This window comes from Embleya sp. AB8, from assembly GCF_049739465.1.
Lineage (GTDB): Bacteria > Actinomycetota > Actinomycetes > Streptomycetales > Streptomycetaceae > Embleya.
In genome coordinates, this window is record NZ_JBMHHY010000013.1 from 265,462 (window position 1) to 290,313 (window position 24,852).

Annotated in this window: 25 protein-coding genes; 10 read left to right on the forward strand and 15 right to left on the reverse strand. The window is 71.4% G+C overall.

The features are described 5' to 3' along the window. Window positions 1-305 precede the first annotated feature (305 nt). The 3 genes from ABIA38_RS21210 (at window position 306) to ABIA38_RS21220 (ending at window position 2,744) form a co-directional block, all read left to right on the forward strand. Window positions 306-932, forward strand: coding sequence for a hypothetical protein (locus ABIA38_RS21210; RefSeq protein ID WP_424640294.1), 627 nt, complete (start codon window positions 306-308; stop codon window positions 930-932). An 863-nt stretch (window positions 933-1,795) separates the two neighbouring features. Further along, window positions 1,796-1,942 (forward strand): hypothetical protein, encoded by a 147-nt coding sequence (locus tag ABIA38_RS21215; RefSeq protein ID WP_424640295.1) that lies wholly within the window; start codon window positions 1,796-1,798, stop codon window positions 1,940-1,942. Window positions 1,943-2,180: 238 nt separating this feature from the next. Further along, window positions 2,181-2,744: an LmbU family transcriptional regulator gene (locus ABIA38_RS21220; protein ID WP_424640296.1), complete on the forward strand. Its 564-nt coding sequence runs from the start codon at window positions 2,181-2,183 to the stop codon at window positions 2,742-2,744. A 116-nt stretch (window positions 2,745-2,860) separates the two neighbouring features. On the opposite strand, the gene ABIA38_RS21225 is transcribed toward ABIA38_RS21220, so the two are convergent. Continuing rightward, the gene (locus ABIA38_RS21225) at window positions 2,861-3,505 is read right to left on the reverse strand and encodes an FMN-binding negative transcriptional regulator (protein WP_424640297.1); all 645 of its coding nucleotides are present in this window, start codon (window positions 3,503-3,505) and stop codon (window positions 2,861-2,863) included. Between the two features lie 355 nt (window positions 3,506-3,860). Between ABIA38_RS21225 and ABIA38_RS21230 the strand changes: the two genes are divergently transcribed. Beyond that, the gene (locus tag ABIA38_RS21230; protein WP_424640298.1) at window positions 3,861-5,207 is read left to right on the forward strand and encodes a lysine N(6)-hydroxylase/L-ornithine N(5)-oxygenase family protein; all 1,347 of its coding nucleotides are present in this window, start codon (window positions 3,861-3,863) and stop codon (window positions 5,205-5,207) included. Between the two features lie 122 nt (window positions 5,208-5,329). On the opposite strand, the gene ABIA38_RS21235 is transcribed toward ABIA38_RS21230, so the two are convergent. The 3 genes from ABIA38_RS21235 to ABIA38_RS21245 form a co-directional block, all read right to left on the reverse strand. After that, a complete protein-coding gene (locus ABIA38_RS21235; RefSeq protein ID WP_424640299.1) occupies window positions 5,330-6,076 on the reverse strand; it encodes a hypothetical protein in 747 nt (248 codons plus the stop codon). Window positions 6,077-6,182: 106 nt separating this feature from the next. Beyond that, entirely contained in the window at window positions 6,183-7,058 is an 876-nt protein-coding gene (locus tag ABIA38_RS21240) for an SAM-dependent methyltransferase (protein WP_424640300.1), read from the reverse strand. Window positions 7,059-7,266: 208 nt separating this feature from the next. Then, window positions 7,267-7,641, reverse strand: a complete 375-nt coding sequence (locus ABIA38_RS21245; RefSeq protein ID WP_424640301.1) for a hypothetical protein — start codon at window positions 7,639-7,641, stop codon at window positions 7,267-7,269. A 451-nt stretch (window positions 7,642-8,092) separates the two neighbouring features. Between ABIA38_RS21245 and ABIA38_RS21250 the strand changes: the two genes are divergently transcribed. Then, a complete protein-coding gene (locus ABIA38_RS21250; RefSeq protein ID WP_424640302.1) occupies window positions 8,093-8,707 on the forward strand; it encodes a TetR/AcrR family transcriptional regulator in 615 nt (204 codons plus the stop codon). Here ABIA38_RS21250 and ABIA38_RS21255 read toward each other — a convergent pair. From ABIA38_RS21255 to ABIA38_RS21265, 3 genes are all read right to left on the reverse strand, one after another. Continuing rightward, entirely contained in the window at window positions 8,704-9,246 is a 543-nt protein-coding gene (locus ABIA38_RS21255; RefSeq protein WP_424640303.1) for a hypothetical protein, read from the reverse strand. The genes ABIA38_RS21250 and ABIA38_RS21255 overlap by 4 nt on opposite strands. Then, complete coding sequence (locus tag ABIA38_RS21260; protein WP_424640304.1) at window positions 9,243-10,178, reverse strand: phosphotransferase family protein; 936 nt, start codon at window positions 10,176-10,178, stop codon at window positions 9,243-9,245. The genes ABIA38_RS21255 and ABIA38_RS21260 overlap by 4 nt, the downstream gene beginning before the upstream one ends. A 66-nt stretch (window positions 10,179-10,244) precedes the next feature. Beyond that, window positions 10,245-10,688 (reverse strand): MarR family winged helix-turn-helix transcriptional regulator, encoded by a 444-nt coding sequence (locus ABIA38_RS21265; RefSeq protein ID WP_424640305.1) that lies wholly within the window; start codon window positions 10,686-10,688, stop codon window positions 10,245-10,247. Window positions 10,689-10,838: 150 nt separating this feature from the next. Here ABIA38_RS21265 and ABIA38_RS21270 point away from each other — a divergent pair, with 150 nt between their 5' ends. Then, window positions 10,839-12,350 (forward strand): MFS transporter, encoded by a 1,512-nt coding sequence (locus tag ABIA38_RS21270; RefSeq protein WP_424640306.1) that lies wholly within the window; start codon window positions 10,839-10,841, stop codon window positions 12,348-12,350. Window positions 12,351-12,396: 46 nt separating this feature from the next. Further along, window positions 12,397-13,419, forward strand: coding sequence for an NADP-dependent oxidoreductase (locus tag ABIA38_RS21275; RefSeq protein WP_424640307.1), 1,023 nt, complete (start codon window positions 12,397-12,399; stop codon window positions 13,417-13,419). 79 nt (window positions 13,420-13,498) lie between these two features. Here the strand turns inward: ABIA38_RS21275 and ABIA38_RS21280 are convergent, their stop codons facing one another. From ABIA38_RS21280 to ABIA38_RS21295, 4 genes are all read right to left on the reverse strand, one after another. After that, entirely contained in the window at window positions 13,499-14,110 is a 612-nt protein-coding gene (locus ABIA38_RS21280; protein ID WP_424640308.1) for a hypothetical protein, read from the reverse strand. A gap of 252 nt (window positions 14,111-14,362) precedes the next feature. Continuing rightward, window positions 14,363-15,832: an SDR family NAD(P)-dependent oxidoreductase gene (locus ABIA38_RS21285; protein WP_424640309.1), complete on the reverse strand. Its 1,470-nt coding sequence runs from the start codon at window positions 15,830-15,832 to the stop codon at window positions 14,363-14,365. Window positions 15,833-15,996: 164 nt separating this feature from the next. After that, window positions 15,997-16,422: a PPOX class F420-dependent oxidoreductase gene (locus ABIA38_RS21290; RefSeq protein WP_424640310.1), complete on the reverse strand. Its 426-nt coding sequence runs from the start codon at window positions 16,420-16,422 to the stop codon at window positions 15,997-15,999. Between the two features lie 59 nt (window positions 16,423-16,481). Continuing rightward, entirely contained in the window at window positions 16,482-17,027 is a 546-nt protein-coding gene (locus tag ABIA38_RS21295) for an N-acetyltransferase (RefSeq protein WP_424640311.1), read from the reverse strand. 158 nt (window positions 17,028-17,185) lie between these two features. Between ABIA38_RS21295 and ABIA38_RS21300 the strand changes: the two genes are divergently transcribed. Next, a complete protein-coding gene (locus ABIA38_RS21300; RefSeq protein WP_424640312.1) occupies window positions 17,186-18,649 on the forward strand; it encodes a pyridoxal phosphate-dependent decarboxylase family protein in 1,464 nt (487 codons plus the stop codon). 107 nt (window positions 18,650-18,756) lie between these two features. Then, window positions 18,757-19,035, forward strand: coding sequence for a hypothetical protein (locus ABIA38_RS21305; RefSeq protein ID WP_424640313.1), 279 nt, complete (start codon window positions 18,757-18,759; stop codon window positions 19,033-19,035). A gap of 37 nt (window positions 19,036-19,072) precedes the next feature. Here ABIA38_RS21305 and ABIA38_RS21310 read toward each other — a convergent pair whose 3' ends face one another. Continuing rightward, window positions 19,073-20,017 (reverse strand): Ku protein, encoded by a 945-nt coding sequence (locus tag ABIA38_RS21310; protein ID WP_424640314.1) that lies wholly within the window; start codon window positions 20,015-20,017, stop codon window positions 19,073-19,075. A gap of 85 nt (window positions 20,018-20,102) precedes the next feature. Between ABIA38_RS21310 and ligD (ABIA38_RS21315) the strand changes: the two genes are divergently transcribed. Further along, window positions 20,103-20,984, forward strand: coding sequence for a non-homologous end-joining DNA ligase (ligD, locus tag ABIA38_RS21315; protein WP_424640315.1), 882 nt, complete (start codon window positions 20,103-20,105; stop codon window positions 20,982-20,984). A 22-nt stretch (window positions 20,985-21,006) separates the two neighbouring features. On the opposite strand, the gene ligD (ABIA38_RS21320) is transcribed toward ligD (ABIA38_RS21315), so the two are convergent. From ligD (ABIA38_RS21320) to ABIA38_RS21330, 3 genes are all read right to left on the reverse strand, one after another. After that, on the reverse strand, window positions 21,007-21,957 hold the full coding sequence (gene ligD / locus ABIA38_RS21320; protein WP_424640316.1) for a non-homologous end-joining DNA ligase: 951 nt from the start codon (window positions 21,955-21,957) through the stop codon (window positions 21,007-21,009). 73 nt (window positions 21,958-22,030) lie between these two features. Further along, window positions 22,031-22,717 (reverse strand): response regulator, encoded by a 687-nt coding sequence (locus ABIA38_RS21325; RefSeq protein ID WP_424640317.1) that lies wholly within the window; start codon window positions 22,715-22,717, stop codon window positions 22,031-22,033. Then, window positions 22,714-24,810: a histidine kinase gene (locus tag ABIA38_RS21330; RefSeq protein WP_424640318.1), complete on the reverse strand. Its 2,097-nt coding sequence runs from the start codon at window positions 24,808-24,810 to the stop codon at window positions 22,714-22,716. Before ABIA38_RS21330 ends, ABIA38_RS21325 begins: the two co-directional genes overlap by 4 nt. Between the last annotated feature and the right edge of the window lie 42 nt (window positions 24,811-24,852).

Sequence of the window (24,852 nt, forward strand, 5' to 3'; positions counted from 1 at the left end):
GTCCGGGGCGAAAATCAATGCACGTATGGGTGTCCGGTCCACCGGAAGGAAACACGGTGTGCGCCCATGATGCGGGCGTGCCGGAAATGAGCGGGATCGCCGCCGATCGAAACTAGCACGAGGTTCGGGCCGAATTGGTCCCGTCGACGGGACAACAGCCGGGCGCCTTCGTGGTGTTGCCCGAGTACTCCCGGCATTCGATGCGGCCGATCGATAATCGCGGATTTCGAGGGAATCGACGCGGCATGTTTTGCCGCGGGTCCGACGCCTTGCATCCGTTGCCGGCGGGTCGCGAGCATTGCGCCATGGAACTCACTCGGTACGTCGAGAACCCGAGGTTCGAGCTCTCCGTCGGAGCCGAGGCGGAGGGTGACCGGGCGCGTGATGTCGTCGAACGTTTGGTCGGGCCGCCGGGGTTCGCGGCGCGGTCGAGGTGGTCGGCCGTACGGTCCGCCGCCGTCGGCGAGACCACCCGCGAACCGGCGACGGGGCCCGTGGAGTTGCGGTCGCGTGGGGTCGAGCCCGGCTTCGTGGTGACGCTCACGGGCGAGCCGGGAGGCGAGGGGGCGAGGGCGGTGGCGGGGTCGATGCCGATGCCGATGCCAGGGTCGGGGTCGGCGCCGGCGCCGGCGCCGGCGGTCGACGTGCCCGCGGACGACGGATACCCGAGTGGCTCCTCCGTGACGTCCGAGGACCCCTACGCGCCGGCCCGGATCGACTTCCGCCCGCCCGTCCGGCTCAGGGCGCGGCGCATTCGGGCCGCCGACCAGGAACGACACTCGGTCGACGCGCGGCTGGTCCGCGCGCTGCCCGGCGCGCCGGCGCCGGTGGAACGTGGCCGTGTCGGGACGGAGTTCGGCGCGGAGTCCGGCCCGGAGTCCGGCGCCGAGTCCGGTGCCGAGGTCCGTCCGGTGTCGGGTCGGACGAGCTGATCCCCGAGCCCCGCAAGCCCCGCAAGCTCCGCGCCGCCCGGTCCGGTGCCGCCCGGTCCGGTGCCGCCCGGTCCGGTGCCGCCCGGTCCGGTGCCTCCCGGTCCCGCGCCCTCGGGCCCGGTGCCCCCCGATCCCGCGCCCCGATCCCGCGCCCGGGTCCAACGCCCCCGGCCGCCCCCGGCCCCGCCGCCGTCCCGCGCCCGCGACCCCGCACCCCCAGCCCCCCGACCCCGCACCCCCAGCCCCACACTCCCGACCCCGTATCTCGTGACCACCGGATGATTCGGGCCGCCCGGGCGTGTCGGCCTGGCCGGATTCGGACCACTCGGCGGGTGCGGTTCGTCGGCCGAGCCGGGGGCCGTGGCGCGATCCGGAACGCCGGGTTCATTCCCGATGCGACCGGGCGGGGAATAACCGGTGGCGCCTCGCTATCGAGGTTGTCAGGACGGCGTCAATACGCGCGAGTAACCGAACCGGGCGAGGTTGGCACCTATATAGTGCTCGCCCTCGTGAGATCTCGGTGATGATCATCCGGCGCTGCCACGCTCGGCATCCGCGCAGCATGCGCGCCATTTCGGGGTCGGCTCGCCGAACGATGCGGTTGGTCGATACATTCCCGCCGGCAACGGAATGGATCGGACGGCATACCGATCGGTTGTATACACAATCTGTCACGAACTATCAGCGGCCAGTTCCTTGATTTCCGGCAGTTGCTGAGATCTACTCGGGTAGGCCCTCGAAGAGAACCACTTTGTATGTGGATCTTCAGGTGCCGGCAACGTGTGGAGCCGGCAGCCGGAACGCCAAACGGGGAACTGTAAAGAGGCGAACGGGGCGAGTCGTTGATGCACGCATTCGTACACATGTCGACCGGAACCGGCTGCGCGATCTCGACGTTCGCGTGGCGCGGTCGCATGCCTTCGGAGGCCGAGCCGCCGATCACCCGGGTGGGGGTGATCACCAAGCGCTCGGTCGGTCCGGTGGTACGCGTGACGCCGGTGGTCGGCTGAATGCAGATCGGATATGTCTGGCATACCCCCGTGGTGGTACTCCCCGTGGCAACGAACTGCGCAACGGCGACGACCGCACTGCGCAACCTTCGCTTGTTCGAGCGTGCACTCACATGGAGGCATGGTGGCGAACCCAACGAGAAGTCAGGAAACGACGAGAGAAGCGCAGATCCGCTCGGGTCCGGGGGTGGTGGCGCGGCCGCGAAGAGCCCTCGGGGAACATCCGCACGGTGGCCGGTTGCTCACGACCAAGGTGGGCCTGCAAATACCGGCGGATATGACGTTCGAGGACTGGGAGCAGGCCGGGCGTAAACTCTCGGGAATTCTGGACTCATCGTCGTGGTGGCTCGGCGACTGGCTGGTATATGGGAAGGACCACTATACGGACCTGTACCAACGAGGGATACGCGCGGCCGGGTTAAGTTACCAAACCCTGCGTAATTATGCGTGGGTCTCGCGCCGTTTCGAGTTCGATCGTCGGCGCTCGGCACTCAGTTTTCAGCATCATGCCGAGCTGGCGTCGTTGCCGGTGGTCGAGCAGGAGCTGTGGCTGGACCGCGCCGAGCAGATGAAGTGGACCACCAAGCAGTTGCGCAACGCCATTCGCGAGGCGCGTGACGACGAGGTTCGGGACGACCGCCAGACCGAGGCGACGCGTCGCCTCGCAGTCCCGGGCGATCGTATCCAGTGGTGGCACAAGGCCGCCGAACAATCGGGGATCGATCTCGAACAGTGGGTTCTCGCCACGCTCGACAACGCCGCCGAGCGCGTCCTGGAGACGTGCCGGACCCTGCCGGCGTGAGTGACTGAGGTATCGCCCACGACCCGGGGGCCCGCGCTCTGCTCCGAGCGCGGGCCCCTGTCGGTGTTGGCCGGCCCGAGCCGGGAGGGCCGTTGCGGCCGGGTCGTTCGCCCCGGTCAGGGCAGTCGGCTCATCAGCTTGGCGGTCTCCCGATGCCGGGTGCACTCACGGCCGTCGAACGAACGGGCCACCCGGTTGCGCACCTCGAGCGGCTGCTCCTGGCTGAGCTTGAACATGCCGTCCGCCGCGGTCACCCGCACTCGGAACGCGCCCACGCCGGGCACGATCTGCCGAAAGTAGTCGATCGATTCGGTCATGTCCCAGTCGGCGCCGAACTCGCCCTCGAAGGCTCGCACGGTGGCCTGCACCACGCCCAGGGTCTCCTCCAGCGAATCGATCTTCTCCACCGTGCCGCGGATGTGCACCGAGGTGAAGTTCCAGGTCGGCGCGGCCGGTGTCACCTCGTACACGGTCGGCGAAACGTAGGCGTGCGGTCCGGTGAAGGTGAGCAGGACCGGGTTGCCGTCGGTCAGCGCCCGCCAATGCGGATTCGCCCGGTTCATGTGTCCCAACAACGTGGCGCCGACCAGGTCGTCGGTCCATTCGGCGCTCGCCTGCGGATCGGGAATGACCGGGAGGTGCGTGGCGAAAGGGCCGTCCTCGGGACTGCCGTTCAGCACCAGGAGCGCCAGCGGATTACCACGGATCAACTCGACCATCCACGAACCGTCCGGCTCGCGATACTGCGGGGGAACGAACATCCGGAACTCACCCTCTCGGTAACGGTGCCGGCCCGGCGCCTGGTCGGCGAAGCCGGCGGTCGTGCGCGCGGGAACCCTCCTGGCGGCGCGGCGCTCGCAGTGTGTCGCACTGTCCCGTCGGCAGGACGGCGTATCCCGCTGCAATGCGGAGCGCGCCTCTTGAAAGGTGTGCCCGGCCCCTCTAAGTTGAAGCTGCGGTGCTTCCCGGCGCAATACCGAAATGCGTTTCTCGCGGACGGCAGGTCGAGAGAAACGGGGCACCGAATTCCCGACCAGGGTCCCTTTTGGTTTCCGTGACCGACCCGTCGAAGATACGGAAGTCCCTGTCGCCGCCACGCTAGCGGGAGAGTTTTCTATGGGTACTTTTGAACGTGGGATCTACGACGTGGTGGGCATCGGATTCGGGCCCTCCAATCTGTCGCTCGCCATCGCCTTGGACGAGATTCGGGGCGCGGATTCGAGCGCCCCGGACGGGCTCGGCGCGGTGTTCTTCGAGCGGCAGCCGGCCTTCGGCTGGCATCGCAACATGCTGCTGCCGACCACGACGATGCAGATCTCCTTCATGAAGGATCTGGCCACCTTCCGCAATCCGAGGTCGCGGTTCAGCTTCGTTTCCTACCTGCATGAATCGGGCCGGCTGACGCAGTTCGTCAACAACCAGGACTTCTTCCCGACCCGGCAGGAGTTCCACCAGTACCTGGAATGGGCCCAGGCGAGTTTCACCGACCGGGTGCACTACGGGTCCGAGGTCACCTCGATCGGGCTGCCCCCGGGGACGACGGTCGGGTCCGCCGAATATCTGCGCCTCGAGATTCGCGACGGTGCCGGGACCAGGGTGGTCGACACGCGCAACGTGGCCATCTCCACCGGACTGGTGCCGCGCCTGCCCAAGGGTGTGCAGAGCGACGAACGGGTCTGGCACAGCTCGGAGTTCCTGGAGAAGTACGGCCGGATGAACCGGTCCGAACTGAACACCGTGGCGGTGGTCGGCGCCGGGCAGAGCGCGGCCGAGATCACCCGGTTCCTGCACGACGAACTCCCGCACGCCCAGGTCTTCTCGGTCATCCCGTCCTACGGCTACTGCGTCGCGGACGACACGCCGTTCGCGAACCAGGTGTTCGACCCGGGTGCGGTCGACTCCTACTACTACGGCACGGACCGGACCCGCGAGGCGTTCTGGCGCTACCACAGCAACACCAACTACTCGGTGGTCGACGACGAGGTGATCCGCGACCTCTACCGGCGCTCCTACGACGAAGAGGTGCGCGGCCTGAATCGGTTGCACTTCCTCAACCTGACCCGAGTCGACCAGGTCAAGCGGTCCGGCGACGAGACGCGCGTGTCACTGGTGTCGTTGCTCGACGACGAATCACCGGAGCTGGACGTGGACGCCATCGTGTTCGCCACCGGCTACGAGGCGATGGAACCGTCCGGCCTGCTCGGCGAGTTGGACCGGCACTGCCTGCGGGACGAGACCGGGCGGCATCGGGTGGCCCGCGACTATCGGCTGGTCACCACCCCGGAACTGCGCTGCGGCCTCTACCTCCAGGGCGGTACGGAGCACACCCACGGGTTGACCTCGTCGCTGCTGTCGAACCTGGCCATCCGCAGCGGCGAGATCGCCGAGTCGATCGTCGGGCGCCGTGCCGAAACCACCCCCGAGCCGTCGCTGCACCCGGCGGAGGCCCGCGAAGCCGGCTGATCGAGCCCATCGTGCCCGGCCCGTCGGTGACCCCGACGGACCGGGCCCAAGCTCGGTGAGCCCATCGTGTCCGGCCCGTCGGCGACCCCGACGGGCCGGATGCAGGCGCGGGTACGGAGCCGCTACTTGCGCGGGCGCTTCCAGTCCACGACGGTGTCGGCCGGCGGTGCGACGGGTGCGCACGGGTGCCCGCTCGTGGTCAGTTTCGCGGTCTGCGGGCGACGTCCCCGGGTGGTGACCTTGACGGGATACGGCTTGCCGTACGCCTGCACATAGACCGTGCGGGTGCCCACGTCACCGTTGCCGTTCTCGTCCTCGCCGGTGTGCACGAGCGGGATCAGGGTGCGTCCGTCGACGGTGACCGGCTCGTCCTTGCGGTAGCCGACCAGCGACGGGCCGAAGATCGACCCGAGGGTGTGCAGCGGGTCGGTCGAGTCGTAGGCGCGCGTCGCGTAGCGGTCGATCAGGGGCCGGGTGGTCGTCGCGGGCGACAACCCTTCGGTGCCGCCCCACTCCCAGAACCCGGCATTGCCCTTGAGGTAGGACTTGTCGCCGACCAGGATCGCCTCCGCGGTGCGGCCGGACACGTCGAACGTGCCCCGGTAGTCCCGCCCGCCCCGCACGCACAGGTCGTAGTCGACCCGCTTGGTCGAGTCGTAGTTGACCCCCTTGCTCGACAGGACGAGCTGGTCGCCGACGATCCGGATGTCGTCGGCGCCCCGGAACAACCCGGCGGACTCGCGCACGAGCGCGCCCGCGTCCCGGTCCAGGTTGGACTTCAGCGCGTCGGAGGGGCCGGCGCAACCGGTCAGGGCCGACCAGCCCAGGGCAACTGCCGTGACGGCGGCGGCCGTACGCGATCTGTACACGATGTTCCTTGCCTGCGGACCGGGAAACCGACGGGTAAGTATCGCGGGTGCGGATCCGCGGCGCGCAGGGACCCCCGCCGGCGACCCCACCCTCGGCCGTGCGAGGTCAGCGCTTGATGCCGACGGCGCCGTAGCCCCACACGTTCTCGACGTCGTCGAGCGGGTGTGTCGGCTCGGCGTCCGGATTCCAGTGGGTGCGCAAACCCGGCTCGACCACGTCGAATCCGGCGAACATGGCCAGGATGTCGGCGTATCCACGCATGGTCATCTCGGCCGACGCGTTCTTCCAGCCGTCGGCGCCCTTGCGACCCTGACTCGGGTTGGCGTCGAAGGACGCGTGCGAGAGCAGCAACATACTGCCGGGCGGCAGTGCGTCGCGCAGCGTGGCGACGATCTCGTGCGGCTTCTCGTCGTCCCGGATGAAGTGCAGGATGGCGACCAGCATCAGCGCGACCGGCTCGCCGAAGTCGATCACCTCGAGCACCTCGGGTGCGGACAGGATGTCCTTCGGCGCGCGTAGATCGGCCTGGGTGAAGGTGGTTCGACCGGGTCCCGCGTCGGCCATCAGCGCCCGCCCGTGCACCAGCACGATGGGATCGTTGTCCACGTAGGCCACCCGCGCGTCCGGGGTGATCTCGTGCGCCACCTCGTGGGTGTTGCCCGACGTGGGTATCCCGGTGCCGATGTCCAGGAACTGGCGGATGCCCCGGCGCGCCGCGTAGCGCACGGCGCGGCGCAGGAAGAGCCGGTTGAGCTGGAGGGTGACCGGCAGGTCGGGGATCGCGGCGACGATGGCATCGGCGGTGGCACGGTCGACCGCGAAATTGTTCTTGCCACCCAGCAGATAGTCGTAGATCCGGGCGGTGTGCGGGACGCTCGTGTCGATCCGGGCCGGCAACCGACTCTCGACCTCGTCGAGCCGGGGCAACCGCCACGCCTTCTCGTCACCCTCGCCCGCGTCCCCCGCTGGTATGGATGTCACGTCCCGCTGCCTCCGCGCCACCGAATTCGTACGTCCGCCCGTTCGGCGAGAGTACTGCCGGGATCGGTGGTTTGGGTTGGCGACCCCGGGGCTGTCGAGAAACCGGTACACACCCGAAGTCGCCCGGCAACCGAGCGGGTTGCCGGCGCGGAGGTGGGATGCCGGCGGTCGGCCCCCGTGGCGCGGACCGCCGGCCGTTCGGTGCGGGCTACGCGGGAGCGCCCTCGTCGACCCAGCGGGCGAACGTGTCGACCCGGTCGGCGGGCCAGGCGCCGTCGCACGGCATGGTGCCCTGGCGCAGCCGGGCCAGGATGGCCGGCGCGTGCGCGCTGACGTCGTCGTGCGACCACAGGTCGAACATGAAGCTCATCGACTTGCGGTCCATCTCCCGAAACAGCGGCCTGATGTGCGCGGCGAAGCCGATCGGTTGGTCCGCGGCGGGCAGGGGCATCTCGGTGCTCTCTTCAGTCGGGGTCGGGGCGAGCGCGGACACCCGCGCGCCGGGGGTGGCGCCGCAGACCCACCACCAGCGCGGCACCGGCATGTGCGCGGGTGGTCGGGCGCCCGGCTGGGAGTTCTCCACCGCGATCCGCGAGCCCCATTCGACGTAGCCGACGAACGCGGCGCGGAACTCGGCGTCGGTGGGGGGTCGACCTCGGCGCGCAACCGGGTGACGTCGGTGGCCAGTTCGCGGACCAGCCCGGCCGGATCCCGGTCGGCGGCGGGTGGTTCGGCCGGCGCCGCGGCGTCGGCGCTGCCGCCGGCTCGGACCAGCGCCTCGGTCAGCGGCCGCAGCACCGTGTCGTGCAGCGGTTCGGTGGTGTCGGCGTCGGTCATCCGCCGGGTCAGCACGGTGTCGAGGGCGCGCGCCCGGCTCAGCAGCGACTCCAGACGGGTCCGGGTCGGCGTGCCGGTCATGCGGTTCCGCCGGTGCAACGGCGCGACGGGATGATGGGACGGTTGAACACGAAGATCACGCTCGCTACCCCTGTCTCGGTGCGGTGCCGATCAATACAATACAGGAGTGTATTGAAATGGAAAGTGCCAGTCGCGGTTCCGGACGGGCTCGGGACACCGCGATCGACGCCCGGATCCTGGCCGTCGCGGGACGTCATCTGGCCCGGGACGGCTACGCCGCGATGTCGCTCGCCGCGGTCGCCCAGGAGGCGGGCACCACCCGGCAGGCGCTGTATCGCCGCTGGCCGGGCAAGGCCGAACTGGCCGCGGCGGTCGTGGCCGAACTCGGCGACGAGGAACCGGTCGACCGGGCCGCCGACGATCCGTTCGGCGCGCTGGTGGCCGAACTGACCGATTTCCGGCGCGGGGTGAGCAAGCCCGGCCGGATGTCCCTGGTCGGCACGATGCTGCAGGACACCACCGACCCCGAACTGCGCGCCCGCTACCGGGCCCGGGTGATCGCCCCGCGCCGGGCCAGGCTGCTCGCGCTACTCGAATCGGCAGGCCGACAGGGCCGGATCGAGCCGGACGCCGACCTGGAGATCGCGCTCACGATGTGTACCGGCTCGTGGTACGGCCGCGAACTCGCCGGCGCGCCGGTGCCGGCGAACTGGCCGTATCGCACCGCGGCCCTGGTCTGGCGCGCCCTCGGCGGGACGGTGCCGACCCCGGGCGGCGGGGAGTCGGACTAATCGTCGAGCCCACCGGGGGCCGGGCACCGGGCGGACGACCAGTCGGATCGGGGTCGGGTCAGGCCCAGTTCGCGAAGCTTGTCGGTGGTGTCGGCGAGTGCCCCGGCCGCGTCGAGCGGGCTGTCGTGGGGGGAGCCCCAATCGGCGATGACATGGATGCCGCAGTCGTCGACAGGCGGTGGGCAGACGCGGGCGATCTCGCCCGCGACGAGCCACGGCGGGCCCCAGCGCAGGTCCCAGCCGCATCGGTGCGGGGTGTGGAGGTAGGCCAGGAACTGGACCCCGTCCGGGAGTTCGAGCACGCCGAAGAGGCCCGCGAAGACGACATCCTCGAGGCGTCGGCACTGGTAGCTCAGCGCGGCGGGCGCGCCGAGCCGCGCGCCGAGGTCGCGCAGATGCGCGTCGGCCTCGGCGAGCAGAGCCCGCACGGCGTCCGCCTCGGCGCCCGCCACGGTCGGGAACACCCAGGCGGGATCGCCCTGTTCGAGCGGGACCCGGACGATGCGCAGGGGCGACTCCGGCTCGGGATCCGAGGTCATGCGCTGCCGAACCAGTGCTCGGCCAGCTCGTCGAGCGTGGTCACCGGGTCCGGTACCGCCGACTCGCGCCGGAACCAGGGCAGGTTGGCCTGCGCGTGCAGCAGCGTGTACGCCATCACCACCCTTGGCAGGGCGGCGAGTTCGTCCGGGTGATAGCCGTAGCCGGTCAGGAACGCGCGCAGCAGCTTCGGATCACCCCGGGTGACGAACACGCCGACGGCCACCAGGTCGTACTCGCGCGGCCCGGACAGCGCCGGTTCGAAGTCGAAGAGCCCGCTGGGCGTCGGCTCGCCGGTGTCCGGGTCCGGTTCGATCAGGATGTGTGCCGGCATGAACTCGGTGTGCAGCAACACGCGTGGGGACGACGGGAGTTCGACCGAGGCCAGGAACCCCGGAATTTGGTCCGCCCAGGACCGGGCCAGGCCCAGTTCGCGCTGCCGCGCCGCGCAGCCGGCCCGCCGCTCGGCCACGAAGTCGGCCCAGTCGGCCGGTTCGAGCGGGGGAGCGGGCACCGCGTGCAGCGCGGCCAGGATCGCCCCCAACCGGCTCATCAGCGCGACCCGCTGCTCGGCGGGGATGGCCGGCCACGCGTCCAGGAGCGCCTCCCCGGACAGCCGATCCATCAGCAGATAGCCCCAACCCTGCCGCACCCCGTCGGCCCGAACTCCCGGCGTGGGCACCGGCAGCCGGCCGTGCAGCGCGTCGAGCACGCGGCGCTCGATGGCCGACTCGCCGCGATACACCGGCGGGTAGAGCTTGAGCACATGTCGGTCGCCGACCGCGTAGACCGGCAGCGAGCCCCGCTCGAAGGCCGTCACGGCGGCCTCGGGCAGGCCCAGGTGCGCGCACAGTTCCAGCACGGCGGGCCACAACCGTTCGCGGTCGATCGTGTCGTACGCGGCCTCGGTCTCGGCCTCGGGAAAGTCGGTCACCCGGCGAGCGTGCCCGCCGGCCGCACGTCGGGCAAACCGATTTCCCCGGGCGACGCCGCAGGCCGGTCAGATCTGCGGGTTCTCCATCGCCGGGCGCAGTCGCGCCAGCAGGCCGAAGAGCGCGGCGCGTTCCTCGGTGCTCAGCCCGTCCAGCGCGGCGCGCGTGGTGTGCATCTCGGCCCGGATCCGGCGGATCGTGGCATGGCCCTCCTCGGTGGCGACCACGTTCTTGATCCGGCGGTCGGTGGGGTCGGCCTCGCGCCGGACCAGGCCGCGCGATTCGAGCCGGTCCACGATGCCGGTGACGTTGGAGGCATCGCACACCAGCCGGTCGGCGAGGCCGCGCATCGGCAGCGGCCGGCGCAGCAGGGAGAGCGTCTTGGCCTGGACCGAGGTGAGTCCGTGGCGGGTGACCACCGCGGCGAAGTCGTGGAAGTAGGCGGTGCCGATGGCCGCCATGGCGTCCATGATCTCGGCCGTGCTCGGCGAGGTGGTGGTGGTGTCGCTCATGCAGCCAAGTTAACGCAAAAAGGTTGAAGACTTCAACCTTTGAACTTGACGTAGTAATTTCCGAGTGTCTACGGTCTGGCCTATTGCTTGAAGGCTTCAACCATCGACGCCACCAAGCTTCACCCCCGACTCGAAGGGAAGCGCACCTCCGTGAGCCCCACCCCGCCCGGCGCGGCCACCGCCACCGAACAGCGACGATCCGGTGCCCCGCTGATCCTCGCGCTCGGCCTGGCCGCCATGGTCGTCGCGATGGCGCAGACCCAGGTCATCCCGATCCTCGGGCTGCTCCAGCAGGAGCTGGGCACCACGCCCGCCGGCGTCGGCTGGGTGACCACCGCGACACTGCTGTCCGCGGCCGTGTTCACCCCGCTGCTCGGCCGCTTCGGCGACCAGCACGGCAAGAAGCCGACCCTGGTCGGCGTGCTGATCGTGATGATCGCCGGCTCCGTGCTCGCCGCGCTGACCTCATCGTTGCCGCTGCTGATCCTGGGCCGGGTGCTGCAGGGCGCGGCGACCGCGATCTTCCCGCTCGCGCTGTCGATCATCCGCGAGGAACTGCCGATGGAGAAGTTGCCCGGCGCGATGGCGCTGATCAGCGGCACACTCGCGTTCGGCAGCGGCCTCTCCCTGGTGGCCACCGGGCTGCTCACCAAGGGCGACGACCCGGACTACCACCTGGTCTTCTGGTTCTCCGGGATCCTGTCCGCCGTCGCGCTGCTCGCGGTACTGGTCCGGGTCCCGGCGAGCCGGAGCAAGACGGGCGGTCGGATCGACCTGCTGGGCGCGGCCACGCTCGGGTTGTTCCTGGTACTGCTCCTCCTGGGCATCTCGCAGGGCCACGAATGGGGCTGGGCGTCCGGCCGGACCATCGGCGCCTTCGTCGGCGCGGTCGTGATGGCGTTCGTATGGGTCCGGGTCGAGCGCCGGGTCGCCGATCCGCTGGTGGACCTGGGGATGTTCGTGCACCGCCCGGTCCTGCTGACCAACCTGGCCGGCCTGTTCGTCGGCTTTGCCTCGTTCAGCCAGTTCATCGGCATCTCCTACCTCGTCCAGATGCCCGAGCGGGTGGCCGGGTACGGCTTCACCGCGTCCGTACTGCGGGCCTCCGTCGAATACCTGCTCCCGGGCGCGCTGATCTCGCTGCTCGCCGCGCCGCTCGGCGGCCTGCTGGTGGGCCGGATCGGTGCCCGGGTGACGCTGGCGATCGGCGCCGCGGTCGGCGTGGCGGGCTTCGCCTGGCTGGCCTTCGGGCACGGCGCGTCCGCGTCGGTGATCCTCGCGGGCATGCTCACCGGTATCGCCATCTCGTTCGGCTACGCGGCGATGCCCGCGCTGATCGTGGCCAACGTGCCGCACCACCAGACCGGCATCGCCAACGGGATCAACTCGATCTCGCGCAGCGTCGGCAGCTCGATCGCCAGCGCGGTGATCACCTCGCTGCTCGCCTCCAAGACGGTCGCCGGGCTGCCGCCCGGCCTCCCGCCGATCCCGGCCGAGAGCCAATTCACGCTCAGCTTCGTGATCGCCGGCGTGATGCTGGTACTGGTCGTCGGGGTGGCGTTGCTCGGCCTCAAGCGGGTACCCGCAAGGGCCGAACCGGTCGCCGTCTCGGCGCCGCCGCAGCAGGCCTCGCCCGAGCCGCAGCAGCCCGTGGACGCCTGACCGTCCCGCCCGCACCACGTCCGCCAGTCGAGAAGGGCCACTCCAGATGAGCACCCCCACCACCAGCCGCGAATGGCACATCCTGGCCCGTCCCAAGGGCTGGCCGAAGGAGGAGGACTTCGCGCTGCGCGAGGTCGAGATCCCGGAACTCGCCGACGGGCAGATCCTGGTCCGCAACCGGTTCCTGTCGGTCGACCCGGCGATGCGCGGCCGGATGAACGACGTCAAGTCGTACTCCCCGCCGTTCCGGCTGAACGAGCCGATGCTCGGCGGCGCGGTGGGCCGGGTCGTGGCGTCCCAGTCGCCGGACTTCGCGGTCGGGGACAGCGTGCAGCACTGGCTCGGCTGGCGCGAGTACTCGGTGGTCGACGGCCGGGGTGCGGGCGCGGTCCGGGTGGACCCCGAACTCGCGCCGCTGTCCGCCTACTTGGGCGTACTCGGGATGCCCGGCCTGACCGCGTGGGCGGGCCTGCTCGACGCGGCCTCGTTCCGGCCGGGCGACGCGGTGTTCGTCTCCGGCGCGGCCGGCGCGGTGGGCAGCCAGGTCGGCCAGATCGCCCGACTCAAGGGCGCCTCGCGGGTGATCGGCAGCGCGGGCTCGGCGGCGAAGGTCGACCTGCTGGTGCACGAGTACGGCTTCGACGCCGCGTTCAACTACAAGGACGGGCCGGTCGCCGAGCAACTCGCCAAGGCCGCGCCCGAGGGCATCGACGTCTACTTCGACAACGTCGGCGGAGAGCACCTGGAAGCGGCGATCGGCGCGCTGCACACGCACGGTCGGGTCGCCATGTGCGGTGCGATCGCGCAGTACAACGCCACCGAGCCGACCCCCGCGCCGCGCAACCTGGCGCTGTCGGTCGGCAAGCGGCTGCGCCTCCAGGGCTTCCTGGTGCTCGACTACTTCGACCGGCGCGACGAGTTCCTCGCCGAGGTCGGCGGCTGGTTGCGCGACGGCAGCCTGCAATACCGCGAGACGGTGGTGGAGGGGATCGAGAACAACCTGTCCGCGCTGCTCGGCATGCTGCGCGGGGAGAACACCGGGAAGATGGTCGTCGCCCTGCCGGCGTGACCCGGTCCGGACCGGGTGGGGCAAGTGGCCTGCGACGGTTGCTGGTTGGTGCTCGAAGCAGGGTTGCCGAGAGCGTCGATCAGTAGCCGTACCCGCCGCCGCTCGTGGTCGGCGGCTTGGTGGTCTGCGGCGCCGGGACCGTGGTCACACTGGCCTTCGTACCGTCGGGGGTCACCGCGAACCATGTGCCCGCCACACCCTGCCCGTTGGTGTCGCCGGGCTTGGCGTCGGCCGCGAAGCGGTACACCGGCCAACCGGCGATGGTGACCTGGGTGCTGCCGTCGGTGCGGCCGACGGTGCCGACGGCGGACTGGCTGATGCCGTTGAGCGTGACGCCGCCGGTGGTGGTCTCCGCGGGCCAGGCCACGGCGCACTCGGCGTAGCAGTTCGACTTGGGCGGATTGGCGGTGTCCTGGTCGAAGCGGTACAGCGTGAAGCCGTTGCCGTCGGTCACGATCAGGCCGAGCCTGGCGTCGGTGCGGGTCTTCAGCACGGCCTTGCCCGCCGTGCCGTTCGCACTCGGACCGGGCGTACCGGGGGTGCCCGGCGCGGGCTGGGCCGGCTGCCCGGTCGCGGGCGGCGACGGCGTGTTGTTGCTGCTCTTGGAGCTGCCGCCACAGGCGGCCAGGCCCAGTCCGAGCGTGCCGGCCATGGCGACCGCGACGACAGTGCGCGTGCTGAGGACAGACATGGTGAACCCCCGGAAAGTTCATGGGATTGGTCGCACCGCGCTACGGGGGACGGTTGTCGGGTCCGATCCCGATCGACCGGTACGGGTCCCGGTCGATGCCGCGTCGACATCCAGCAGTACGGGGGAGGGACCGAAGAGGGTTCAACGGCGCCGCAGGTTTTTTGCCCGGGCGCCGACCACCCGCTTCGGCCCCGGCGAGCGTCCCTCGCCGGGGCCGAAGCGGGTGGTCGCCGGCCGCTCGGCCGCGCGGGCCTACCAGGCGGCCGGTGCGTAGTCCTTGAGGAAGCAGCCGTACAGATCCTCGCCGGCCTCGCCGCGCACGATCGGGTCGTAGACCCGGGCCGCGCCGTCGACCAGGTCGAGCGGTGCGTGGAAGCCCTCGTCGGCGAGCCGCATCTTCTGCGGGTGCGGGCGCTCGTCGGTGATCCAGCCGGTGTCCACGGCGGTCATCAGGATGCCGTCGGACAACATCTCCTCGGCGCTGGTCCGGGTGAGCATGTTCAGCGCGGCCTTGGCCATGTTGGTGTGCGGGTGGCCGGGACCCTTGTAACCGCGGCCGAACTGGCCCTCCATCGCGGACACGTTGACCACGTACTTACGCCGCGCCTTGGCCGCGGCCAGTGCCGGACGCAGCCGGCTGACCAGGACGAACGGCGCGGTCACGTTGCACAGTTGCACCTCGAGCAGCTCGACCGGATCCACCTCGTGCACCCGCTGGGTCCAGCTGTTGACCGGGTCCAGGTCGGGGACCAGGCCGCCCGCGTCGATCGCGGTGCCGGTCTCGATCCGGGCGGGCGAGGCCGAGCCGCTGGTCAGCGCGAGCGCGGTGAGCGCCTGCGGGGTCAGCGCCTGGTCGTCGCCACGGGACTGGCCGGGCAGCAGGACGTGACCGCTGCCGCCGATGTGGCCGAACGACACCATCTCCGGCAGCTCGCCGGCGGGCAGCGGAGCGGCCTCGGCGGCGGCGAGCGCCGCGTATGCCTGCGGGGTCCGGCGCACGGTCTGCGCGGCGTTGTTGATCAGGATGTCCAGCGGCCCGGCCTCGGCCACCGAGTCGGCCAGCGCGACCACCTGCGCCGGGTCGCGCAGGTCTATCCCGGCGATCTTGAGCCGGTGCAGCCAGTCCGCGCTGTCCGGCATCGCGGCGAACCGGCGGATCGCGTCGTTGGGGAAGCGGGTGGTGATCGTGGTGTGCGCGCCGTCGCGCAGCAGCCGCAGCGCGATGTACATGCCGATCTTGGCCCGGCCGCCGGTGAGCAGTGCACGGCGCCCGGTCAGGTCGGTGCGCTGGTCGCGACGGGCCCGGTTGTCGGCGGCACACTCCGGACACAGCTGGTGGTAGAACGCGTCCACCTCGCGATAGCGCTTCTTGCAGATGTAGCAGGCCCGCGCGCGTTCCAGGACACCGGCGATCTCGGTGGTGGTGACCGTGGTCAACGCGATGCCGAGGGTCTCGTCGTCGATCCGGCCGGGCGCGCCGGTCGCGGTCGCGGCGGTGACCGCCTCGTCGTTGGCGAGCACCCGGTCCCGCCGCTCCTTGCGCCGGCGCTCCTTGACGCTCTTGTAGATGCCGGCCGTGGCCCGGCGGATGCGGATCGCGTCCGGGTGCTCGACGTCCAGGCTCTCGACCTCGGCGAGCACGCTCAGGCACAACTCCATACGCGCGGGATCGATCCCCTCCGCCACGCTCGTATCCGCCTGAACTTCGCTACTCGCTGTCATCGCCGCGCCGTTTCCTGTGCTCGCTCGTGCCACAAAACCCCGGCGAAACTCTACGTCGTGCCGACACCTGGACCAATTCCCGCCGGCCCGCCCGGCCGCCGTCACACACGGCCACGGCGCGGGTCCGGGGCTTGACGACCCGCCCCGGCCCGTAGGCCGCGTGCTCAGCTCCGCGACCAGCCGTAGGTGCGCTCGACGGTGATCCGGATGACCACGCGGCGTTCCTCGGCCATCACGGCGCGGTATTCCGCCCAGTCCGGGTGTTCGCCGACGATCCGGCGATAGACCTCGACCAGTTCGTCGGCGATCGGGTCGTCGGGGGACAGGCACGGCGGGCCGACCTCGGCGCGGCCCTCGGCGACCAGATACGCGGCGTATTCCGGCGCGGTGACCAGGAAGCTCGCGCGCGGGTCGCGGCGCAGATTGCGGGTCTTGGCGCGGTCGTAGGTGGCGGAGATCCGGATCAGCCGCTGCTCGGGCTCCCACAGGTAGGAGACGGGGGAGAGTTGTGGGCGACCGTCGCGCTTGAGAGTGGTGAGGACACCGCGGCGGTCGGTGCCGAGGAGTCGGGTGTCCGGGTCCTGGTCCATCGTCGGTGACTCGCTTTCCTCGGGTTCGTCGGGTTGCGCCGGGCCGGCCCGGCGGCCGGTCAGATTCGGTCCAGCAACATCGCCGTGAGCAGCGGTGCGTCCGGCCAGGCCGGGCGCAGGTCGGACAGGACTCGGTAGCCCCAACGTTCGTACAGGGCCAGCACCCTCGGGTGGGTCGGGTCGACCAGCAGGGTCACCCGCTGTTCGGTGCGGACGGACAGCAGGCGGTCGTGAATCACCCGGGCCGCCCCCGAGCCGCGCCACGGCTCGCGGACCATCAGCTCGTTGAGCGCGAAGGTACGGTGCCCGTCCTCCTCGATGTCCACCGCCGGCACCGGCTCGGTCAGCCCGATCCACCAGCGCGCGCCGGGTTGCAGGGTGTACCCGAACGCGTAGCCGACCGCGATGTCCCGACTCCACCCGACCACACACTCGAAGCCCGGCGCGAGGGCGTACGCGGCCAGCCGCGCACCGAAGCCGGCCACCGACTGGAAGGGCCGATCCAGTTCGTCCGCGTACACCTCGGCATAGACGTCGAGCAGCACCTGCCGGATCTCGTCGAGGTCGCCGCCCCGGTGATGGGTCAGTTCGATCTCGGTCGCCACACTTCCTCCAGTTCGGGACGAGGTTGTCCGACCCCCGCAGGGGATCTTTCCCCCGGCTCTCCCACAGGCACGCGTGCGCGACCCTGATGATCCGTCAACAGCCTTGTCCAGCAAGGAAATACTCGACGCGAGCCGGGGCGCCGTGGTCCCCTGCGAGGATGGCTGACCCACTGCACGAACGCGACCTCGCCCGGCCCGCTCTCGACCTGGTGGCCAAGGCCGCCGGAGCCTACCTGGAGGCGCTTCCCGACCTGCCGGTTCGCGACCCGGCCGCCGACGTGCTCTTCGACCGGCTCGGCGGTCCACTGCCCGAGCACGGCGCCGGCACGCTGGCCGGCGTCGAGGAACTGCTCGACATCGGCACCCGCGCCGCGGTCCAGTCGTCCGGACCCCGGTTCTTCCACTTCATCGTCGGCGGCGCCACCCCCGCCGCGCAGGCCGGCGACTGGATCACCGGGCTGCTCGACCAGCCCGCGGGCCTGTGGGTGGCGTCGCCGCTGGCCGCCGAGGCCGAGACGGTGGTACTGGGCTGGCTCAAGGACCTGTTCGCGCTGCCCGATTCGTACGGCGGCGTACTCACCCCCAGCGCCACCTTCGCCAACCTCACCGCGCTCGCCTGCGCCCGAAACTGGTGGGCCGCCGCGCACGGCGTGGACGTCACCGTCGACGGCCTCGCCGGATTGCCGACCATGCCGGTGCTGACCGGCGGCTACGTCCATCCCAGCAACCGCAAGGCGCTCCAGATACTCGGCTGCGGCCGGGACACCCTGCGCGTGCACACCCGCGACGATGCCGGCCGGGTGGACCTCGCCGCGATCGAACGCGCGCTGATCGAGATCGACGGGCCCGCCGTACTGATCGCCTCCGCCGGCGAGGTCGACACCGGCGACTTCGACCCGATCGACGCGCTCGCCGACCTGGCCGAACGGTACGGCGCGTGGCTGCACGTGGACGGCGCCTTCGGCCTGTTCGCCGGCGTCACACCCCGGCTGAGCCACCTGGTGCGCGGCGTCGAACGGGCCCACTCGGTGGCCGCCGACGGGCACAAGTGGCTCAACGTGCCCTACGAGAGCGGCTTCGCCTTCGTCCGCGACGCCGACCTGTTGGGCAGGACGTTCGGCGCCTCGAACGCCCCCTACCTGCCCGGGGCCGGCGACACGCACCTCAACTACAACCACCTCGGCCCGGAATCCTCGCGCCGGGCCCGCGCGTTGCCGATCTGGGCCACCCTGCGCGCCTACGGGCGAGCCGGTTACCGGGCGATGGTCGAACGGCACCACGATCTGGCCGTCCACCTGGGCGCGTTGGTCGAACAGGCACCCGATCTGGAACTGCTCGCCCCGGTCACGCTGTGTGTGGTGTGCTTCCGCTACCGCCCGCCCGAGCCGTTCACCGAGACCGAACTGGACGAGCTGAACCGCCGCCTGGGCACCGAACTCATCGAGGACGGCCGGGTATACGCCGGCACCACGATCCACCGGGGAAAGGTCGCGCTGCGCCCGGCGATCGTGAACTGGCGCACCGTCGCGGGCGACGTCGAACTGTTCGCCGCGGTGGTCCGCGAGATCGGCGCCCGGGTCGCCGGGGAACTGCGCGCGGGGGGCCGAGCGGGCGAAGCGTAGGAGTACTTTGGGGAGACCGAGGGCACCTCGTATGCCGTCATCCATGGCGGCGTCGTCTGCGGCGATCCGGACATCCGCGCACCAGACCGACCAGAGGATTCGAACCCATGTACTCACAGCACTCGATCGCGGGACACCGCCGAAGCTCGCGACCGGAGACCACGGTCGCGATGACCTACGGCCTGGCCTGCACGATGTGCGGCAACGATCTGCGCGCCCCCGCCGACCGTCCCGCGCCGGACGCGGTGCCGGTCGGTCACGTCGAGGAGCGGCAGACCTTCGCCTGCCGAGGGGTGTGCGCCCGGCTGGCCAGCGGCTCGGCCGACGGCATCGCCGAGGAGCCGACCCCGCTGGAGCAACGGATCGCGGCCTTCCCGACCGAGTGAACCGGCGGCGCCGGCCGATCGGCCGGCGCCGCCGGGATCACGCGCTGGTGCGCTTGCGGGCGGCCGGCTTGGCCGCGCTCTTCTTCGCGGCGGCGGCGCTCTTCTTGGTGGTCGCCTCGGCCGCCGTCCCGGCCGCAGCCTTCGTGCCCTGCTTCGCCGCCGACTTGCGCGCGCCGGCCCGCTTCGCCGGCGCCCGGCCGTGGCTCTTGTGCGCCGCCGCCACACTCGCGGTGAGCGCGGCCATCAGGTCCACCACGTTGTCCGGCGCCTCGACCCCCGCCTCCTCGCCCCCGCTCGGCGCGGTGCCCTCCAGGCGGGCGACCACCAGGCGGTCGAGCGCCTCCTTGTAGTCGTCGTGCAACGCCCGGAAGTCGAAATCCTCACTGAGGGTGTCCATCAGCGACGTGGCCATCTTCAACTCCTGCGGCCGGATCTCGAACGAGCCCTCCGGCGCCAGGCCGTCCGCCGCCCGGACCTCGTCCGGCCACAGCATGGTCTGCAGGATCAGGATGTCGTCGTGCACGCGCAGCAGGGCCAGGCTCTCCCGAGTACGCAGGGTGATCTTGGTGACCGCGGACTTCCCCGCCTTGGTCAACGCCTCGCGCAGCAGTACGTACGGCTTGGCGGCGGCGGGCGTCGCGGTCTGGAGGTAGTACGCCTTGGAGAGCATCAGCGGATCGATCTCGTCCACGTCCACGAACGCCAGTACGTCGATCACCTTCTTGCTGGGCAGCGGCAGCTCCGCCATGTCCTCGTCGGTGAGCACCGCCTGCCGGCCGTCGGGCGCCTCGTACGCCTTGGCGATCTCCCGATATGGGACCTCACGCTCCTCCAACTCGCAATAACGCTTGAGCCGGATCCGGCCGCCGTCCTTCTCGTGCACCTGATGCAGGTGCACCCCGTGCTCCTCGGTGGCGGGGAAGAGTTGGACCGGGATGCTCACCAGCCCGAACGTGATCGCGCCTTTCCAGCTACTGCGCATCGGCTCTCCACTGTCGCGGCCCATTCGGATCATCCGGGTTGTGCGGACCATGCATCGAAAACGGGCATAGGGGGACCTTCACCGTATGCCGGACCGCATCGCCACGACAGTCGACGGACGTGTGCTGACCCTGACCCACCTGGACAAGGTGTGGTGGCCCGAGACCGGATACACCAAGGGCCAGGCCCTGGACTACTACGCGAAGGTGGCCCCGGTCCTGCTGCCGCACCTGACCGGGCGGGCCGCGTCGTTCATCCGCTTCCCGCACGGCGTGGCCGGCGGCACCCGGTTCTACAACAAGCACGTGCCGCCCGGTGCGCCCGAGTGGGTGAGCACGATCGAGGTGGCCGGCCGCGAGGAGACCCGGCGTCAGGTCGACGTGGACTCGTTGTCGACGCTGATGTGGGCGGCCAACCTGGCCGCGATCGAGATCCACGTACCGCAGTGGCGCGCCGACCCGGACGCGCACGACCGGCTCGTGCTCGACCTGGACCCGGGACCCGGCGCGGGACTGGCCGAATGCCGCGAGGTCGCGCTGCTGGCCCGGGACCTGCTCGCCGCCGACGGGCTGACCTGCGTGGTCAAGACCTCGGGCAGCAAGGGGTTGCACCTCTACGCGGCCCTCGAGCCGACCCCGGAGGCGGCGACGAGCGGGTATGCGAAGGCGCTCGCGATGCGCCTGGAGCACGAACGGCCCGAACTGGTCGTGCACCGGATGGCCAGGAACCTGCGGGCGGGCCGGGTGTTCGTGGACTGGAGCCAGAACTCCTCGGCGAAGACCACCGCCGCGCCCTACACGCTGCGCGCGCAGCCCGAGCCGACCGTATCCACGCCGGTGACCTGGGCGGAGATCGACTCCGACGCGGAATTGGCGTTCGGGCCGGCGGAGGTGCTGGATCGGGTGGCGCGGGACGGCGACGTGTTCGCGCCGCTGCTGGCCGCGCGTACCACGGGCCGACTGCCGTAGGGCGTGTCTTCGGTGCCCTCGGTCAGTCCTCGGCCAGGTCCGGGCGCAACCGGTGCCAGACCGGGTGGCGCAGGAGACCTGCCCGGGTGCGGGTGGCGTAGCGGACCTCGCCGACCAGCCGGGGGAGCACCCAGTGCGCGTCGACCAGTTGCGGATCCGGGGTGAACGGGCACTCGTCGAGTTCGGCCACGGCCAGCAGTTCGCCGAACATGGCCCGCTCGCGATCGCTGAAGCCGGTGCCCACCGCGCCGACGAAGCGCAGCGTGTTCGCGTCGCGGACCCCGACGAGCAGGGCGCCCGGCAGCCCGGCGAGTCGGCCGCGACCGGGCAGCCAGCCGCCGACGATCACGTCCAGGGTGAGCGCGTGTCGGATCTTCACCCAGTTCGGCGAGCGCTCGCCGGGGGTGTACACCGAGTCCAACCGCTTGCAGACCAATCCCTCCAGGCCCGCCTCCCGGGTCGCGGCCAGCGCCTCGGCGCCGTGGCCGACCAGCGCGGCGGGGGTGGACCACGCGGGTCCGCGCAGGTCGAGGTCCTCGAGCAGGCGGCGGCGCTCGGCGTACGGGCGCGCGGGCAGTGGGCGCCGGTCCAGGAACAGCAGGTCGAACAGCAGGAGTCGGGCCGGGATCCGGTCGCGCATCCGGGCCGCCTCGGCGGGGTGGTCGGCCAGGCCCATCCGGGACTGCAACCGCTCGAAGTCGCTGCGCCCGTGTTCGTCCAGGGCGACCACCTCGCCGTCGAGGACGGCGGGGCGCCTGCCCAGTACGTCGCGCAGCGCGTGCAACTCGGGGTAGGCGGCGGTGATGTCCGCCCCCGAGCGGGACCGCAACCGGACCGTGCCGTCCCCCGGGAGATAGGCGAGGCAGCGCTGACCGTCCAGCTTGGTCTCGTAGGCCCACTGCGCGTCCTCGGCGGCCGGCGGCAGGGTGCCGGGGGTGGCGAGCATGGGCGGATAGACCGGCAGTTCGGGCATGGGGTGAACGTGGTCGCGCGGGGCGGGAAGTACACGCCGCGTCGCCCGGGTGGCGCAGCGGGCGGGCGCGGCCTCAGCCGAGCAGGCCGCGTCGGTATGCCTCGGCCACCGCGGCGGCGCGGTCGCGGACGCCGAGCTTGCCGTAGAGGTGCAGCAGGTGGGTCTTGACGGTGGCCTCGCTGACGAACAGGGTCGCCGCCGCCTCCCGGTTGGTCGACCCGGCGGCGACCAGGCGCAACACCTGCGCCTCGCGCGGGCTGAGTACGGCCGGCGCCGGCTCGGGGGCGCGGACTCGGCCCATCACCAGCCCGGCCACCGCCGGGGACAGTACCGCCTGACCGGCGTGCGCGGCCCGGACGCCGCGGACCAGGTCGTCGCGCGGCGCGTCCTTGAGCAGGTAGCCGGTCGCGCCGGCCTCCACGGCGGGTAGCACGTCGCGGTCGGTGTCGTAGGTGGTCAGCACCAACACCCGCACGTCCGGGGCCACCTCGCGCAGCGTGCGAATCGCCTCGACGCCGCCCATCCGGGGCATCCGCAGGTCCATCAGCACCACGTCCACGCCACCGACCCGAACCCGATCGACCGCCGCCGCGCCGTCGCCCGCCTCGCCGACCACGTCGAACCCGGGGTCCCCGGCGAAGATCCCACGCAGCCCGTCCCGCACCACCGGGTGATCGTCGACGATCAACAACCGAATCGGCGCACAACCATCGCTCGAACCGCTGCTCGAACCGCTGCTCGACTGGTCGACGGCGGTCATGCGGGGATCTCCTTCGGAGCGGAACGGGGTCTGGGGCGGCCGGTCGGGGCGGGTGTGCGGGCCGGGGCGGGAATGGGCGCCGGGGCGTCCGGGGCGGGGTGGGTCGGCGCGTTGCGGGTCGCTCGTGCGCCGGCTGCGGTCGTGGTAGCCGCTGCCGGGCCGGGCAGGTCGGCGGGGGCGGTCGCCCGGGCGGGGGCGCTGTGGGCGGGCATGCCGCGCCCGGCGCCCGGGTCGGTCGGCGCGGAGGACGCCACCGGGCCGGGCGTGGCGGCGGGGGTCGCTGCCGGGGTGGGGTCGGCGTGCGTCGGCCTGCCGTGCGGCGCGCCCGGGTTGGTTGGGGGCGAGGTGCTCGGTGCTGGGCCGGATGTGCTGCGGCCGGCGCGGGAGTTGGTCGTGCCCCAGGCATGCGCTGCCGGGCCGGGTGTGGCGGCGGCGGTCGTCGCCGGGGTGGGGTCGACGTACGTCGGCCTGCCGTGCGGCGCCCCCGGGTTGGTCGGGGGCGAGGTGCTTGCTGCTGGGCCGGATGTGCTGCGGCCGGCGCGGGAGTTGGTCGCGCCTGGGGCATGCGCTGCCGGGCCGGGTGTGGCGGCGGGGGTCGCTGCCGGGGTGGGGTCGGCGTACGTCGGCCTGCCGTGCGGCGTGCCCGGGTTGGTTGTGGGCGAGGTGCTTGCCGCCGGGCCGGATGTGCTGTGGCCGGCGCGGGAGTCGGTTGCGCCCCAGGCATGCGCGGTCGGGTCGGGTGTGCGGTGGGATGGGTTCGGGTCGGGCGGTATCGAGGTGTGCGTCGGTCGGTCGGATGTGCTTCGGGTGGTGCTTGGGCCGACCGGGACCGAGGCGTTTACCGTGGTGCCCTCGCCGGGGGCGCCCTCGATGGTGACGGTGCCGCCGACCTGGGTCAGGCGGTGGCGCATCGCGTGCAGGCCGTAGCCGTCGGTGTGGTCATCGGCGCCGATCGGGCCCACACCGTCGTCGCGGATGTCGAGCAGGACCACGTCGTCCAGGTAGGTCAACGCGACCCCGGCCCGGCCGGCCCGCGCGTGCTTGGCCACATTCGTGAGCGCCTCCTGGGCGGCCCGGAACAGCGCCACCTCGCAGTCCACCGGCAGGGTACGCACGACGCCGTCGGTCTCGGCCGCGGCGGGGATGCCGGTGCTCTCCGACCAGCGCGCGACCAACTCGGCGATCGCGTCGGGCAGATGTACCCGATCCGCGAGCAGCCCCGGGCGCAGTGCCTCGACCGAGCGGCGGGCCTCGGTCAGCCCCGCCCGGGCCAGGTCGCGGGCCTGGTCAAGATGGCGCTGCCAGTCGGCCGGTACGCCGCCGTGCCGGCGGGCCTGTTCGTGTGCCGCGCCCAGCTGCGTGACGATGCCCGCCAGGTCCTGCGCGATGGTGTCGTGGATCTCGCCGGCCATTCGTTGCCGCTCCGCCAGGACCCCCGCCTCGCGGGCCTGGCTGAGCAGTTGCGCGTGCAGCCCGGTGTTCTCCCGCAGTGCGGTCTCCAGGCGTGCGTTGGTGTCCGCGAGTTGCTCGATGACCCGTTTGCGCTCATCGCTCTGGACCTGCACGCGGTATGCGATCAGTACGACCCCGGAGGCGATGATCGTATTGATCGCGGTGAGCGAGAAGAATATCGGCAGGTGGCCGACGGTGAACTCGTCCCGTCCGCCCATCTGCGCCAGCGTGCACAGCGTGGCGGTGCCGATCATGCCCACCATGCTGTGCCGGCCGCGCCCGAGGCGGCGGGCGTCCGCGTAGCCGAGGAACGCGAACACCGCGTACCACGGGTTGAGCGCGACCAGCACGGCGCTGAGCGCCCACTTGACCCAGTAGTAGACGGTCAACCGCAGTGGCCGATCCGGCCCGGCCGAGCGCGGTGTGTCCATCCACCAGGTCCACCCGGCCGCCACCACGCAGGTGGCCAGCGCCGCGATGAATTCGCCGGTGGTGCCGTAGCCGTTGGCGAAGCCGAGGGTGGCCAGCACGGTCGAGGCGGCCAGCAGGAAGAACGGCGCGAACCTGCGGTAGCGGGCGATCCGGACGTCGTCGAGGTCGATGTGGTCCCCGAGCGCGGGTTGCTCGATCGTCGTCACCACCGGCACATCACCCCTGATCGATCCGTCGCGGATACCCCGGAA

Coding starts and splice junctions, on each gene's coding strand:
- ABIA38_RS21300 (WP_424640312.1), top strand. CDS start 17,186: ATGGCTGACCCACTGCACGAACGCGACCTCGCCCGGCCCGCTCTCGAC.
- ABIA38_RS21225 (WP_424640297.1), bottom strand. CDS start 3,505: ATGTTCGTTCCCCCGCAGTATCGCGAGCCGGACGGTTCGTGGATGGTC.
- ABIA38_RS21275 (WP_424640307.1), top strand. CDS start 12,397: ATGAGCACCCCCACCACCAGCCGCGAATGGCACATCCTGGCCCGTCCC.
- ligD (WP_424640315.1), top strand. CDS start 20,103: ATGCCGGACCGCATCGCCACGACAGTCGACGGACGTGTGCTGACCCTG.
- ABIA38_RS21215 (WP_424640295.1), top strand. CDS start 1,796: ATGTCGACCGGAACCGGCTGCGCGATCTCGACGTTCGCGTGGCGCGGT.
- ABIA38_RS21255 (WP_424640303.1), bottom strand. CDS start 9,246: ATGACCTCGGATCCCGAGCCGGAGTCGCCCCTGCGCATCGTCCGGGTC.
- ABIA38_RS21250 (WP_424640302.1), top strand. CDS start 8,093: ATGGAAAGTGCCAGTCGCGGTTCCGGACGGGCTCGGGACACCGCGATC.
- ABIA38_RS21305 (WP_424640313.1), top strand. CDS start 18,757: ATGTACTCACAGCACTCGATCGCGGGACACCGCCGAAGCTCGCGACCG.
- ABIA38_RS21290 (WP_424640310.1), bottom strand. CDS start 16,422: ATGGACCAGGACCCGGACACCCGACTCCTCGGCACCGACCGCCGCGGT.
- ABIA38_RS21325 (WP_424640317.1), bottom strand. CDS start 22,717: ATGACCGCCGTCGACCAGTCGAGCAGCGGTTCGAGCAGCGGTTCGAGC.
- ABIA38_RS21230 (WP_424640298.1), top strand. CDS start 3,861: ATGGGTACTTTTGAACGTGGGATCTACGACGTGGTGGGCATCGGATTC.
- ABIA38_RS21210 (WP_424640294.1), top strand. CDS start 306: ATGGAACTCACTCGGTACGTCGAGAACCCGAGGTTCGAGCTCTCCGTC.
- ABIA38_RS21285 (WP_424640309.1), bottom strand. CDS start 15,832: ATGACAGCGAGTAGCGAAGTTCAGGCGGATACGAGCGTGGCGGAGGGG.
- ligD (WP_424640316.1), bottom strand. CDS start 21,957: ATGCCCGAACTGCCGGTCTATCCGCCCATGCTCGCCACCCCCGGCACC.
- ABIA38_RS21310 (WP_424640314.1), bottom strand. CDS start 20,017: ATGCGCAGTAGCTGGAAAGGCGCGATCACGTTCGGGCTGGTGAGCATC.
- ABIA38_RS21265 (WP_424640305.1), bottom strand. CDS start 10,688: ATGAGCGACACCACCACCACCTCGCCGAGCACGGCCGAGATCATGGAC.
- ABIA38_RS21280 (WP_424640308.1), bottom strand. CDS start 14,110: ATGTCTGTCCTCAGCACGCGCACTGTCGTCGCGGTCGCCATGGCCGGC.